This is a genomic window from Streptomyces lydicus (assembly GCF_004125265.1).
GTDB lineage: Bacteria > Actinomycetota > Actinomycetes > Streptomycetales > Streptomycetaceae > Streptomyces > Streptomyces lydicus_C.
The window spans coordinates 2892146-2904202 of record NZ_RDTE01000003.1 but is presented as its reverse complement, the minus strand read 5'-3'; the positions used below and the strand labels follow the sequence as shown (position 1 = coordinate 2904202).

12 protein-coding genes are annotated in these 12057 nt (G+C 71.4%); 8 read left to right on the top strand and 4 right to left on the bottom strand.

Annotated features, from left to right (window positions below; translation table 11 throughout):
* Window positions 1–46: 46 nt before the first annotated feature.
* Window positions 47–1132 (top strand): magnesium and cobalt transport protein CorA, encoded by a 1086-nt coding sequence (locus D9V36_RS15135; RefSeq protein ID WP_129298423.1) that lies wholly within the window; start codon window positions 47–49, stop codon window positions 1130–1132.
* A 263-nt stretch (window positions 1133–1395) separates the two neighbouring features.
* Complete coding sequence (locus D9V36_RS15130) at window positions 1396–2262, top strand: isocitrate lyase/PEP mutase family protein (protein WP_129294238.1); 867 nt, start codon at window positions 1396–1398, stop codon at window positions 2260–2262.
* A gap of 72 nt (window positions 2263–2334) precedes the next feature.
* On the opposite strand, the gene D9V36_RS15125 is transcribed toward D9V36_RS15130, so the two are convergent.
* Both D9V36_RS15125 and D9V36_RS15120 read right to left on the bottom strand, forming a co-directional pair.
* Window positions 2335–3561, bottom strand: coding sequence for a CynX/NimT family MFS transporter (locus tag D9V36_RS15125; protein ID WP_129298422.1), 1227 nt, complete (start codon window positions 3559–3561; stop codon window positions 2335–2337).
* A 121-nt stretch (window positions 3562–3682) separates the two neighbouring features.
* Entirely contained in the window at window positions 3683–4435 is a 753-nt protein-coding gene (locus tag D9V36_RS15120) for a FadR/GntR family transcriptional regulator (RefSeq protein ID WP_129294237.1), read from the bottom strand.
* A gap of 145 nt (window positions 4436–4580) precedes the next feature.
* Between D9V36_RS15120 and crcB (D9V36_RS15115) the strand changes: the two genes are divergently transcribed.
* The 3 genes from crcB (D9V36_RS15115) to crcB (D9V36_RS15105) are packed head-to-tail and all read left to right on the top strand — an operon-like array spanning window position 4581 to window position 5838.
* Window positions 4581–5018 carry a fluoride efflux transporter CrcB gene (crcB, locus tag D9V36_RS15115; RefSeq protein WP_129294236.1) on the top strand — a complete coding sequence of 146 codons (438 nt, stop codon included), beginning with the start codon at window positions 4581–4583 and terminating at the stop codon, window positions 5016–5018.
* Window positions 5015–5467 carry a DUF190 domain-containing protein gene (locus D9V36_RS15110; RefSeq protein WP_347239711.1) on the top strand — a complete coding sequence of 151 codons (453 nt, stop codon included), beginning with the start codon at window positions 5015–5017 and terminating at the stop codon, window positions 5465–5467. The genes crcB (D9V36_RS15115) and D9V36_RS15110 overlap by 4 nt, the downstream gene beginning before the upstream one ends.
* Complete coding sequence (crcB, locus tag D9V36_RS15105; RefSeq protein ID WP_129294235.1) at window positions 5464–5838, top strand: fluoride efflux transporter CrcB; 375 nt, start codon at window positions 5464–5466, stop codon at window positions 5836–5838. The genes D9V36_RS15110 and crcB (D9V36_RS15105) overlap by 4 nt, the downstream gene beginning before the upstream one ends.
* 215 nt (window positions 5839–6053) lie before the next feature.
* Here crcB (D9V36_RS15105) and snpA read toward each other — a convergent pair whose 3' ends face one another.
* On the bottom strand, window positions 6054–6719 hold the full coding sequence (gene snpA, locus D9V36_RS15100) for a snapalysin (protein ID WP_129294234.1): 666 nt from the start codon (window positions 6717–6719) through the stop codon (window positions 6054–6056).
* A gap of 238 nt (window positions 6720–6957) precedes the next feature.
* Here snpA and D9V36_RS15095 point away from each other — a divergent pair, with 238 nt between their 5' ends.
* From D9V36_RS15095 to D9V36_RS15085, 3 genes are all read left to right on the top strand, one after another.
* Window positions 6958–7917 (top strand): LysR family transcriptional regulator, encoded by a 960-nt coding sequence (locus tag D9V36_RS15095; RefSeq protein ID WP_164992952.1) that lies wholly within the window; start codon window positions 6958–6960, stop codon window positions 7915–7917.
* 221 nt (window positions 7918–8138) lie between these two features.
* A complete protein-coding gene (locus D9V36_RS15090; protein ID WP_129294233.1) occupies window positions 8139–9455 on the top strand; it encodes a cation:proton antiporter in 1317 nt (438 codons plus the stop codon).
* 602 nt (window positions 9456–10057) lie between these two features.
* Window positions 10058–11524, top strand: coding sequence for a glycosyltransferase family 39 protein (locus tag D9V36_RS15085; RefSeq protein WP_129294232.1), 1467 nt, complete (start codon window positions 10058–10060; stop codon window positions 11522–11524).
* A gap of 114 nt (window positions 11525–11638) precedes the next feature.
* Here the strand turns inward: D9V36_RS15085 and sodN are convergent, their stop codons facing one another.
* Window positions 11639–12034 (bottom strand): superoxide dismutase, Ni, encoded by a 396-nt coding sequence (gene sodN, locus D9V36_RS15080; RefSeq protein WP_030085982.1) that lies wholly within the window; start codon window positions 12032–12034, stop codon window positions 11639–11641.
* Window positions 12035–12057 lie beyond the last annotated feature (23 nt).

Below are 12057 nucleotides of genomic sequence, written 5' to 3'. Positions count from 1 at the left end.
GCCGTACCGCTCATGCGCCCTCGCGGGCCATACTGGCCCGGTGTCGATGATCAGCAACCTCCGCAAGGCCGTCCGGCTGCCGCAGCCGCGCACCCGGGGGGTCGACCTCAGCCACCCGGCGCGTTCGCCGCTCGGCACCGCCGTGGTGAACTGCGCGGTGTACGTGGACGGCGTGCGGCAGGACGGCGACCACCCGGCCGAGGCGGCGATCCGTAAGGTCCGTAAATCCGGCAGTGGATTTGTGTGGATCGGGCTGCATGAGCCGTCCGAGAAGGAATTCGCCGGAATTGTCGAACTGTTCGGGCTGCACCCGCTCGCCGTCGAGGATGCGGTCTACGCGCACCAGCGGCCCAAGCTGGAGCGCTACGACGATTCGCTGTTCACCGTCTTCAAGACGGTCCGCTATGTCGAGCACGACCGGCTCACCGACACCAGCGAAGTCGTCGAAACCGGCGAGATCATGGTCTTCACCGGCACCGACTTCGTGATCACGGTACGGCACGGCGGGCATGGCTCGCTGGGTCCGCTGCGTGAGCAACTGGAGTCCGTGCCCGAGCAGTTGGCGCTCGGCCCGTCCGCCGTGCTGCACGCCGTCGCCGACCTGGTGGTGGACGACTACCTCGATGTCGCCGCGGCCGTCTCGATCGATATCGACGACGTCGAGAGCGAGGTCTTCTCCGTGCGCGGCAGCGGCGGGGCCGGCCGGATCTACCAGCTCAAGCGCGAGCTGCTGGAACTCAAGCGCGCGGTGGCCCCCTTGGACCGGCCGATGCAGGAGCTGGCGACCCAGCCGATGGCGCAGGTCGAGCCCCGGATCAAGACGTACTTCCGCGATGTCGCCGACCATCTCGACCGGGTCACCGAGCAGATCACCGCATTCGACGAACTGCTCAACTCCATACTCCAGGCCCACCTCGCCCAGGTCACCGTGGCCCAGAACGAGGACATGCGCCGGATCAGTGCCTGGGTCGCGATCCTGGCGGTGCCGACCATGGTCTGCGGTGTGTACGGCATGAATTTCGACCATATGCCGGAAAAGCACTGGACGTTCGGCTATCCGCTGGTCATGGGGCTGATAGTGGCTCTCTGCTGGGTGATCCACCGCGGCTTCAAGCGGAATGGCTGGCTCTGACACTCGTCCGGGAAGCGGGCGGCCGGCCGGACGGCCCCGGCGCGGCCCGTGAGCCCGCCGGGTGCACACGCGGGGATGAAGTAAAGAGAAAGTTATGGCAGGTCATGGCGTGTTAAAGGCATGCCGCCGATGTGCCGGATAAACATGCTCTGACCAGTTCCCCAGTGGGCGGGTGCCCGCGGCGCCGCTACCTTCCGCGCGTCCGCGAACACGCCCCCCGGACGCCGGACCGCGCTCCCCGCCGGTTCTGTGAGGAGAGCACATTGCGGTACGGACAAGCGCTGCGTGACGAGATCGCCGCCGAGGGGACGACGCCGCTGATCGGCGTCCACGACATGCACTCGGCCTCGATCGCCGCCGCGCACTACAACGGCTTCTTCGTGTCCGGCTTCGGCTTCGCCGCGTCGTACTACGGCCTTCCGGACATCGGGTTCATCGCCTGGCCCGACATGGCCGCCTTCGTCGAGCGGCTGCGCGGCGCGTTCCCGCGCCACCATCTGCTGGTGGACATCGACGACGGCTATGTCGACCCCGAAGTGGCCTGCCATGTGGTGCAGCGCCTGGAGCGGACCGGCGCGACCGGGGTGATCCTGGAGGACCAGAAGCGGCCCCGGCGCTGCGGCCACGCGGAGGGCAAGCTGCTGCTGCCGCTGGAGGAGTACCTGGAGAAGCTGGACCTGGTGCTGGCCAGCCGTACCGATCTGCTGGTCGTGGCCCGTACGGACGCCACGGAGGAGGACGAGATGCTGCGGCGGGCGGTGGCGCTGGCCGCGACCGACGCGGATGTGGTGCTCGTCGACGGGGTGCGCAGCGTCGAGGGCATCCGCCGGATCCGCGCGGTGCTCGGCACCAAGCCGTTGCTGTTCAACCAGATCGCGGGCGGGAAGTCCCCACGGCTCTCGCTGACCGAACTGACCGAGCTCGGCGTCGATGTGGCGATCTACAGCACCCCGTGTCTGTTCGCCGCGCACCGGGCGATGGAGACGGCGATGGCCGAGCTGAAGTACGCGGACGGACGGCTGCCCGCCACCGGGGGCAGCGGCGGCGAGATCGGGGTCAAGGAAGCCACCGAACTGCTGGCCCGGAACATCAGCCGGCACCATCCCGTACGGGAGACCGTCCCGGCATGACCCGCGCGGTGCGGGGGGGGGAGAGGGAGCGGGACGGGACGGAGCGAGGCGCCCGGGTGTCCCGTTCCGCCGCTACCGCCCCGCCACCTGCCGCGGCCGGGCCGCGCACCACCCCGCCGCGATCTGCGGCAGCAGCAGCGCCAGCAGGACGGTCAGTGGGACCGTCCAGCTCCCGGAGAGGTCGTGCACGGCGCCCAGGACGGCCGGGCCCGCCGCGGCGAGGACATAGCCGAAGCACTGGGCCATGCTGGAGAGTTGGGCGGCGTGCCGGGCGTCCGGGGCGCGCTGCACGATGAACAGCAGCGCGAGGCTGATCGCCGCGCCCTGGCCCAGGCCGAGCAGCACCATCCAGAGGTAGGCGCCGGAGGCCGGCGCGACCAGCACCCCGAGGAAACCGGCCGCGCACAACAGCGCGCCCGCGGCGGCCAGGACGCCGGCCCGCAGCCGGCGGCCCACGACGACCGGTGCGAGGAACGAGCCGGTGATGCCCAGCAGCGAGGAGAAGGAGAGCATCCAGCCGGCGTCGCCCGGGCTCATCCCGGCGTCCGTGAGCATCGTCGGCAGCCAGGCGGCGGCCGCGTAGTAACTCAGCGACTGCAGGCCCATATAGCCGGTCACCTGCCAGGCCAGCGGATCGCGCCACAGTCCGCGCACCGGGTGGGCCGCAGCCTGGGCCGCGGCCCCCGCCACGCGCGTACGGGTACGGGTCTGCGGCAGCCAGCAGACCAGCGCGAGGGCCGCGAGCGCGCCCCAACAGGCCAGCGTGGCACGCCAGTTCAGGCCGGCGGCCTGCTGGACGGGCACCGTGACGCCGGCCGCGAGCGCGGCGCCGCCGAACAGCGACATCGAGTACAGCCCGGTCATCAGCCCGGCCCTGGCCGGGAAGTCCCGCTTGATCAGGCCGGGCAGCAGCACATTGGCGACGGCGATCCCCGCGCCGATCACCAGCGTTCCCGCGAACAGCGCCACGGTCGAGTCCAGCAGCCGCAGCGCGGTTCCGCCGCAGATCAGCGCCATCGTTCCGAGCAGCGACCACTCCATGCCCAGCCGCCGTCCCAGCCGCGGTGCGACCGGCGCCAGCAGGCCGAAGCAGAGCAGCGGCAGCGCGGTGAGCAGACTCGTGGCGGCGGCCGACATCCCGCTGTCGTCGCGGATGGTGCCGACGAGCGGGGAGACGGCGACCAGGGCCGGACGCAGGTTCAGTGCCAGCAGGACGACGCCGGTGCCGAGGTACAGGGCGCGGCGCCCGGCGACGCCGGACAAAGCCGGTGCCGGTGCGGCGTCCGGGCCCACGGGCAGGCCGGCGGCGGGTGTGCCCGGCTCCCCTGATCTGCCGGTGACGGACGCGTCCGCCCCGGCTGCCGGGCCTTCGGGTATGCCGGCGGCGGGCCGGGCCTCCGCGACCGCCGGTCCTCCTTCGTCACGCACGTGTGTCGTCTCCAGGGTGAGGGGTGGTGTGGCCGCCCGGGCCGCGGGGCTCCGCGGCGGGCTCGCGCAGGGCGTTCATCGCCTCCGTGAGGTGCGCCAGCGCGGCCCGCTCGGCGGCCTCGGCGTCCCGCGCCTCGATGGCGTCGACGATGGCGGTGTGCTCGTCGAGCTGATGGCGGACCGCCTCGGGCAGCGGTGTGCCGAGCACGGCCTGCAGCGTCCCGCGCAGCGCATCGCTGAAGTGCTCGTACAGCTCGGCCAGCACGCTGTTGTGCGCGGCGGCCGCCACCGCACGGTGAAAGCGCATGTCCGCATCGATGAAGGCGGCCACCTCGCCGCTCTCCCAGGCCCGGCCGCGCTCGGCCAGCGCACCGCGCAGCGCGGCGAGATCCTCGTCGGTGCGGCGCTCGGCGGCATAGCGCGCGGCATCGCGCTCCAGGCTGGCGCGCACCTCGTACGCCTCCAGGCTCTCGGCCCGCCGCAGCCGCCGCTGTACGGCCGCGCCGAAACCGCTGCCGGCGCGGACATAGGTCCCGTCGCCCTGCCGCGGCTCCAGCATTCCGGTGTGCACCAGCGCGCGCACCGCCTCGCGGACGGTGTTGCGCCCGACGTCCAGCTGCTCCACCAGCACGGGCTCGGCGGGGATCTTCGTGCCGACCTGCCACTCGCCGTCGGCGATCAGTCGCTCCATCTGCTCGATGACCAGGTCGACCAGGCTGGTGCGGGCGGTGCTGCGCAGCGGCATCGGCGCCGGCCTCCTCCGTCTTCGCAGGAGGCCGGTCGTCCGGGGCTCCTGGGCATGTCATTCCACCGGTGATGGGAACATCCCATGTTTAGCGGTGTCAAACGCCCAGGGTTAGCCTGAGGGCGGCGATGATCTCGGGAGAGACATGGATGAGCGAGGCCGGCCGGCGGCGCCCTGGCAGGGGCAGTGGCCGGTGATCGGTGTAGTGGCGGTGGGCGGCGCGATCGGCGCCTCGGCCCGTTACGGTGCCGCGCTGCTGTGGCCCACGGCCAACGGCACCTTCCCCCTGACGACCTTCACCGTCAACGCCGTCGGCTGTGCGCTGATGGGCGTCCTGATGGTGGTCATCACCGAGGTCCGCGCGGCCCACCGGCTGGTGCGGCCCTTTCTCGGCACCGGCATCCTCGGCGGCTTCACCACCTTCTCCACCTATGCCGTCGACATCCAGCGGCTGATCGCCGCCGGGCGGCCGGCCGCGGCCCTGGCCACCCTCGCCGGTACCGTGCTCATCGCGCTCGCGGCCGTGTGGGCCGGGGTGACCGGCACCCGGGCACTCCTTCAACTGAGGCGGCGGACGGCATGACACACGGCATGACACCCGGCACGGCACATCCGGGCGGCGCCCCCGCGCTGCGGCTCACGGTCCTCGTCGGCGAAGAGGACGTATGGCACCACAAACCGCTCTACGCGGAGATCGTGCACCGCGTGCGCCATGCCGGGCTGGCCGGGGCCAGCGTCTTCCGTGGGATCGAGGGCTTCGGCTCCGCCGGCATCGTCCACACCCAGCGCCTGCTCTCCCTGAGCGAGGAGATGCCGGTGGCGATCGTCGTCGTCGACACGGAGGAGCGGGTGCGGGCCTTCCTCCCGCAGCTGGACGAACTCCTCGCGGACGGCGGGCTGGTGACCCTCGACCCGTGCGAGACGATCTCCTACCGGCGTACGGACGGCACGGGCGGTGCGGCCGGCACGGGTGGTGCGGCCGGTACAGCCGGTACGGGCGGTACGGACGCCGGGGAGGGCGGACGCGGGTGAACTGGCTGCTGGTGGTGGCCGGTGCCATGGTCGGGGCACCGCTGCGCTTCCTCACCGACCGCTATGTGCAGTCCCGCCACGACACCGTCTTCCCCTGGGGCACCTTCACCGTCAACGCCGTCGGCTCCCTGATCCTCGGCCTGCTGACCGGTGCCGTCTCCGCGGGCGCCGCCTCCTCGCACGTCCAACTGCTGGTCGGCACGGGGCTGTGCGGTGCCCTGACGACGTACTCGACCTTCTCCTACGAAACGCTCCGGCTGGCCGCGGACCGGGCCCGGGCGAGTGCGGTGGCCAATGTCGTGGTGACCGTGGCGGCCGGACTGGCGGCGGCGTTCGCCGGGGTGGCCGCCGGCCAGGCGATCTGGCGCTGACGACTCCCCGGCCGCGGGCAGACGAAAACGGTGGGACTCCGGGGAGCCCCACCGCACGGGCGGTGCAGGAGATGCGGGGGCTGGTGGGGTACGAGCGCCGACCGCCAGGTCCCGGCTCTCGACAGCCCCCGGCCGTGCGGATCCGACCACCGTCAGCTCGGTCGCATCCGCCGGCCACCGCCGAACTTCGTTACGTCACAAGGCCCGTGGGTACGTCAGGAGGCCTTGCCGAAGTGGACGCCCGCCAGGCCGTTGGCCCAGAGCTGGTCCACCTTGGCGCTCTCGTTCGCGTCCGGCTTGGTGTTCTGGCAGGACGTGCCGGGGCCGCCGCCGGACATCAGCTCGCTGCACGGGCCCTCGTAGTGGTCCGGCAGGCCCAGCACATGGCCGGTCTCGTGCGCGGCCACGCGGGTGGAGTTGTACTCCTGGTTCTGCTGGTAGTCCAGGAAGACATAGCCCTTGCCGTGGCCGTCGGTGCTGGCGTACGAGCCGCGTGCGTCGTTGCCCTCGCGGTACTGGAAGTCGCCGCCGCTGCCCGCCTGCAGCTTCACGTTGGACACGGCGCTGTTCCAGATCGACGCGCTCTCGGATATCTGGTTCGCGAAGGTCGGGGCCGCACTGGCGTCATAGGTGACGGTCACCGAGGCGGCGCCGGGGTGGGCCTTCATCTTGGCCTTCGCCGACTTCACCACGGCCTCGAAGAACGCCTTGGTGTCGGCCTTCTCGGCCGCCGAGCCGTTGTAGGCCGCGATCGAAGCGGGGGTGCTGTGGGAGGAGTTGGTGGGGGAGGGGGAAGCTGCCGAAACCGGCGCCGCGGCTGCGAGCGCGGCGACGAGGCCCAGTCCGAGCGCCGCCGACAGCGCCGTCTTGGGAGATCTCATGTGGGGGCTCCTTTGACTCCGAGGGCCGTACGGTCGCCGTGTGGGGCGGCGACCGGGGCCCTGCGGATTTCTTGGTGCCCTTGAGTCTGGACGGAGTTCACCCGGAGGACAGAGATGCCAGGTGGCGATAGCACTGGCCAATACCCCGGAGTACCGGCCAATACCCCGGGAAAAAGAGCGCGTTCCGGCAGGTTTGAGAGTCTGGTGTGACGTATGCCTACGTCGTTATGCTCCGGACGTGGAGCTCGAGGTAAGGCATCTTCGCGCATTGTGCGCCATCGCGGACTCCGGCAGCGTACGCAAGGCGGCCCGGCAGCTCGGCATGACCCAGCCTTCCCTGACGACCCAGCTCCACCGCATCGAGAAAGCCCTGGGCGGCCAGCTCTTCTTCCGCGAACCGACCGGCAGCCGGCCCACGCCCCTGGGGCATGCGGTGCTGTGCCGGGCCCGGCCGATAGTGGCCGAAATGCGGGCACTCATTGACGAGGTCGCCTCGGCCTCGCACCGCGACCAGGGCACGCGGCTGCACATCGGCAGCACCAACAGCCCCGCGGTCGCCGGGTGGCTGCGCCGGCTCCGGGTGCGGCTGCCGGACACCGACACCACGATAAGAACCGATGTGTCCGCCAACGCGCTTCTCCACATGGTCGCGACGGGACAGCTCGACGCCGCCTTCGTCCACGAGGTCGAGGGCGCGCCGCTACGCGTCCCCGACGGCCTGGTCGAGCATGAACTCATCGCCAGGGAACCGCAGTTCATCGCCGTGGGGGCCGCTCACCCGGCGGCCGGGCGGACGGTCGTCCGGGTGTCGGACCTGGCCGACGACCAGTGGATGGTCGACCCGACCGTGGACGGCGAGTGGGCGGGACTGCGCCGTATCTGGGCCGCGGCCGGCATCAACCCCCGTGTCGTGCACGGCGACTACCTCACCACGGTGGACCTGGTCACGGCCGGCGAGGTGGTCACCCCCTGCCAGCCGACCGCGCGCCCCCGGCACGGCATGGCGATCCGCCCCCTGTACGGCGACCCGCTGGCCGTCCGCCTCTTCATGGCCTGCCGCGAGGAAGGCGCCCCTGCCGCCTCCGCCGACGACCTGTTCGCCGACCTGACCGCCTCGTACATGGAGACCGCCTGGGCGAGCGAGGCCTACCGGACCTGGCTGGTGCAGCACAACGGGCCGCTGCCGGTCGGCGGGTAGGGCGCCGGACGGCCACGACCGCCCGCGCCTGCCCGGCGCCGGCGCCCGCTCTCGGGTATGCCGGCGGTCCGGACTCCGCACGCACCACGCCCCGCCCGCCGGGCCTGTCCACCAACCGTGTGAAAGCCGCGGTCCCGGCCGCCGGGGGCCCGCCGACCCGTGCGGCGATGGCCGAGAGTGGGGGTGCCGAAAGCCGGCGCGGCCGAGCCCTGGAGACCCGTGTGGATGGCACCTCTTCCGTGGTCCTGCTCCTGCTGTTCCTGTGGTGTCTGTGTTCGCGGCGGATGGAACGCTACGAGCTGACCGCCCCCGCCGCCTTCGTCCTGCTGGGCCTGCTGCTGGGCGAGGGCACCGGCGTCCTCCACCTCGCCCTCCCGCACGAGACGGTCAAGCTGCTCGCGGAGGTCACCCTGGTCTGGGTGCTCTTCACCGACGCCGCCCGGCTCTCCTTCCGTGCCCTGCGCCCGGAGCTCGGTCTCTACGGACGGCTGCTGGGGATCGGGCTGCCGCTGTGCGTGGCCCTCGGCACGGTGCTGGCGGCCGTCCTGCTCCCCGGTGTCTCCTGGTGGGCCGCCCTGTACGTCGGGGCCGCGCTCGCCCCGACGGACGCCGCGCTCGGCGCCACGATGATGGTCAACCCCGTCGTGCCCGCGAAGATCCGCCGGCTCATCAACGTCGAGAGCGGCCTCAACGACGGCATCGTCACGCCCCTGGTGGTGCTCGCCCTGGCCGGGGTCTCCGCGGCCGAGCACACCGCCCCGCCGGATGCCACCGGCCATGCCGTGGTGCAGCTCGTCGTCGGCGCGGCATACGGCGCGGTGGTCGGACTGGCCGCCGGGTGGCTGCTGCGGACCGCACTCCGCAACGGCTGGGCGGCCGAGGACTTCGCCGGCGCGGGCGTGCTGGCCCTGGCCCTCCTCGGCTACTCCTCCGCGCTCGCGTTCGGCGGCAACGGGTTCATCGCCGCCTTCGTCGCGGGCCTGGCCGTCGGATCGACGCACGGTGCGCCGCAGCGGGTGCTCCTGTACGTCGAGCAGTCCGCCGCACTGGTCTCCGTGCTGGTCTGGCTGGTTTTCGGCGCCCTCCTGCTGCCGGAGGCGTTCGACCACTTCACCTGGCAGACCGCGGTCTACGCCGTACTGAGTCTCACGGTGATCCGGATGCTGCCCGTGGCCCTGTCCCTGATCGGCAGCGGACTGGACCTCAAAACGATCCTGTTCGTGGGCTGGTTCGGCCCCCGCGGGCTGGCCTCGATCATCTTCGGCCTGCTGGCGGTCGAGGAGCTGGCGGTCCCCGACACCCGAGCGGTGGCCCCGGTCGTCACCCTCACCGTCCTGCTCAGCGTCCTCGCCCACGGCCTCACCTCCGCCCCCCTGGCGAACCGCTACGGCGCGGCAGCCGCCGCCAAGGGCATCGGCCGGGCCGGCACCACGGCGGACGAACTCCCGGTCAGGGGCATGGCGGCGGGCGGACTGCACCACGGCCACGGCCACGGCCACGGTCATGGCCGGCGCCGGGGCGGGGCGGCGCCGTCGTGACGGTCATTCCGGTTGTGTGAACTCCACAAGGGCCGTGCGCAAGCCGATATCCACGTGATCCAGGTAACGCCGCAGACCGGCGGTGGCCGAAAATTCGAGACCGTGGACGTTCCTTCGGGCACCGGCAGGAAGCCGTCTCTTTGCGGAATGTGATGCGCTATTTTCCGGCGACGGAATGAACAGTGCTGGTTGGCACTGGAAAGGATGACGACTCCTCCGCTTGTGGCGCTCGGGGAGTTGTCGGCCCTTTTCCTTTCGCGGGCCGGCAAAAGAGGGCCGGGGAAGGCGTGAACGGAGACGGAACGAGGCCGAAACCTGCTGGTGGGCGGCCGTTGGCGCCGCGAGATGACCGAAGGTCAGCGGCTGTCGACGGCGATTGCCGACCGCAAGGGCAGGAGGTGATGGTCCTCTCCGGAAAAGGCAGTTGTCGACGAGCTTCGAAGCAGAGCAGAATGTGCTTTCTGCCTCCTCCGGCCGGTGGTGTGGACTTCGCGCCGCTCCGGCGATCCGCACTGCACCACAGCCGGTCCGGTAGCTCTTCTTTCTGTCCACAGGCCGCTGACTTTGGTCCGCGCTGCTCTCTCGGGATCCTGAACGCCTTCATGAATTCTTCTTCGGCCTTTCGCCGGTACCGTCTGCCCGTCTGGCTCATCCCGGTGGTGTGGACCCTCGCCCTCGGCCTGTGGGGGCTCTCCCGGGAGCACAGTGTGTGGCGGGACGAGGCCGCTACCTGGCAGGTGGCCCTACGGACCGCCGGTGAGATCTGGCACATGCTGGGGCAGGTCGACGTCGTGCACGGGCTCTATTACCTGCTGATGCATGGCCTGTTCGACGTCTTCGGGCCCGGTACCACGACCCTGCGGCTGCCGTCCGTGCTGGCCATGGCGGTGGCGGCGGCCTGTGTGACGGTCATCGGCCGGCGGCTGGCCGGAACCTGGGCGGGGCTGGGAGGAGGGCTGGCGTTCGGCCTGCTCCCGGCCGTGCAGTTCCATCTCCAGGAGGGCCGTCCGTTCGCACTGGTCACGGCCGCGGCGGCGCTCTCGACCCTGCTGCTCGTGACCGTGCTCGCGGGGCGTGCCGGCGCGATGCGCTGGGCTGCCTACGGCGGAACGGTCCTGGTGTGCGGGCTGCTGAACTGGCTGTCGCTGCTGATCCTGCCCGCACACCTGGCAACTCTGGTCTGGGCAGGGGCCGGTCGCGGCATCCGGAGACGCTGGGCGGCGGCCTCGGCGACCGCCGTCGCCGGTGTACTGCCGCTGATCCTCTTCAGCCGCGGCCAGTCCGGCCAGGTCTCCTGGATACCGCCGCTGACCTGGCACATGATGATCGGCCCGGCCGTCCTGCTGGCGATCGGCGGCCTCGGCGCCCTGCTGGACCGGCCGAGGGTAGGCCGGCTGTCGGCGGCGGTCGTCGGGTTACCCCTGCTGGCGGTGCCGCAGCTCGCCCTGATCGGCCTCTCCTTGGCCCAGCCGCTCTATGTGGACCGGTACATATTGTTCAGCATGCTGGGGCTGGCGCTGCTGATCGGGGCCGGACTGGGGGCGGTCATACGGTCGGCCGCGCCACGGTTCCCGAGAACATCTCCGTGGATCCTCCCCGTGACGGTCGCCGTGGCGATGGCGGCGCTGGTGCCGCAATCGCTGGCCGAGCGCTCCCCGGGCAGCCGGGTGGACGACGTCCTGGCGGTGGCGGCAGAGGTGCGGCGGCTCAAGGACGCCGGTGCCGCGGTGCTCTTCGTGCCGGCGGCCCGTCGCGACACCGAGCTGGTCTCCCCGGACGCCTTCACCGGCCTGCGGGACATCGCTCTCCAGGAAGGCCCGGAGAAGTCGGGGACCTTGAAGGGGGTGGAGGCCGACCCGGCACGGATACGGGCTGCGATAGCGGCCCAGCGGCGGATACTGCTGGTCACGGACGCGGCGGAGGTGGCGAAGCCGGTATCGGCGGAGCGGGACAGGGCGAAGGCCGCCGCGCTGAAGGAGCGCTTCACGGTGGTGTCGGACGAGCAGATACGCGGCCGGCGGGTGACGGTGTACGAGCGGACCGGACCGGACCGGCGATCCGCCGGCTGAAAGAAGACCGCACCCGCTCCGCCACGGGCGCCCCGCTGGGCGGCGTGCGGACCGGGTGCGGACAGTTGGGCGACGTGACCTGCGACAGCACAGGCCGAGCGGCCCGGCCTGGGGTCAGGCCTTCTTCGTCTCCCAGAAGATCTTGTCGATCTGGGCGATGTAGTCCAGGGCCTTCTGGCCGGTGGCCGGGTCGTTGGAACCCTTGGCCGCGCTGAGGGCCTTGAGGGTGTCGTTGACCAGCTGGTGCAGCTCCGGGTACTTCTCGAAGTGCGGGGGCTTGAAGTAGTCGCTCCACAGCACCGAGACGTGGTGCTTGGCCAGCTCGGCGCGCTGCTCCTTGATCAGGACGGCGCGGGTGCGGAAGTCCGCGTCCTCGTTGGCCTGGTACTTCTCCTGGACGGCCTTGACCGACTCGGCCTCGATGCGGGCCTGGGCCGGGTCGTACACGCCGCAGGGCAGGTCGCAGTGGGCGCTGACCTTCACCTTGGGGGCGAACAGGCGCGAAAGCATGTTCAGTCCTTCCTCGTGATCGT

What these genes read in the sequence shown, in the direction of transcription:
- D9V36_RS15135 (WP_129298423.1), top strand. Translation starts at nt 47, where the DNA reads ATGATCAGCAACCTCCGCAAGGCCGTCCGGCTGCCGCAGCCGCGCACC.
- D9V36_RS15120 (WP_129294237.1), bottom strand. Translation starts at nt 4,435, where the DNA reads ATGCCGCTGCGCAGCACCGCCCGCACCAGCCTGGTCGACCTGGTCATC.
- crcB (WP_129294236.1), top strand. Translation starts at nt 4,581, where the DNA reads ATGGATGAGCGAGGCCGGCCGGCGGCGCCCTGGCAGGGGCAGTGGCCG.
- D9V36_RS15110 (WP_347239711.1), top strand. Translation starts at nt 5,015, where the DNA reads ATGACACACGGCATGACACCCGGCACGGCACATCCGGGCGGCGCCCCC.
- snpA (WP_129294234.1), bottom strand. Translation starts at nt 6,719, where the DNA reads ATGAGATCTCCCAAGACGGCGCTGTCGGCGGCGCTCGGACTGGGCCTC.
- D9V36_RS15085 (WP_129294232.1), top strand. Translation starts at nt 10,058, where the DNA reads ATGAATTCTTCTTCGGCCTTTCGCCGGTACCGTCTGCCCGTCTGGCTC.
- sodN (WP_030085982.1), bottom strand. Translation starts at nt 12,034, where the DNA reads ATGCTTTCGCGCCTGTTCGCCCCCAAGGTGAAGGTCAGCGCCCACTGC.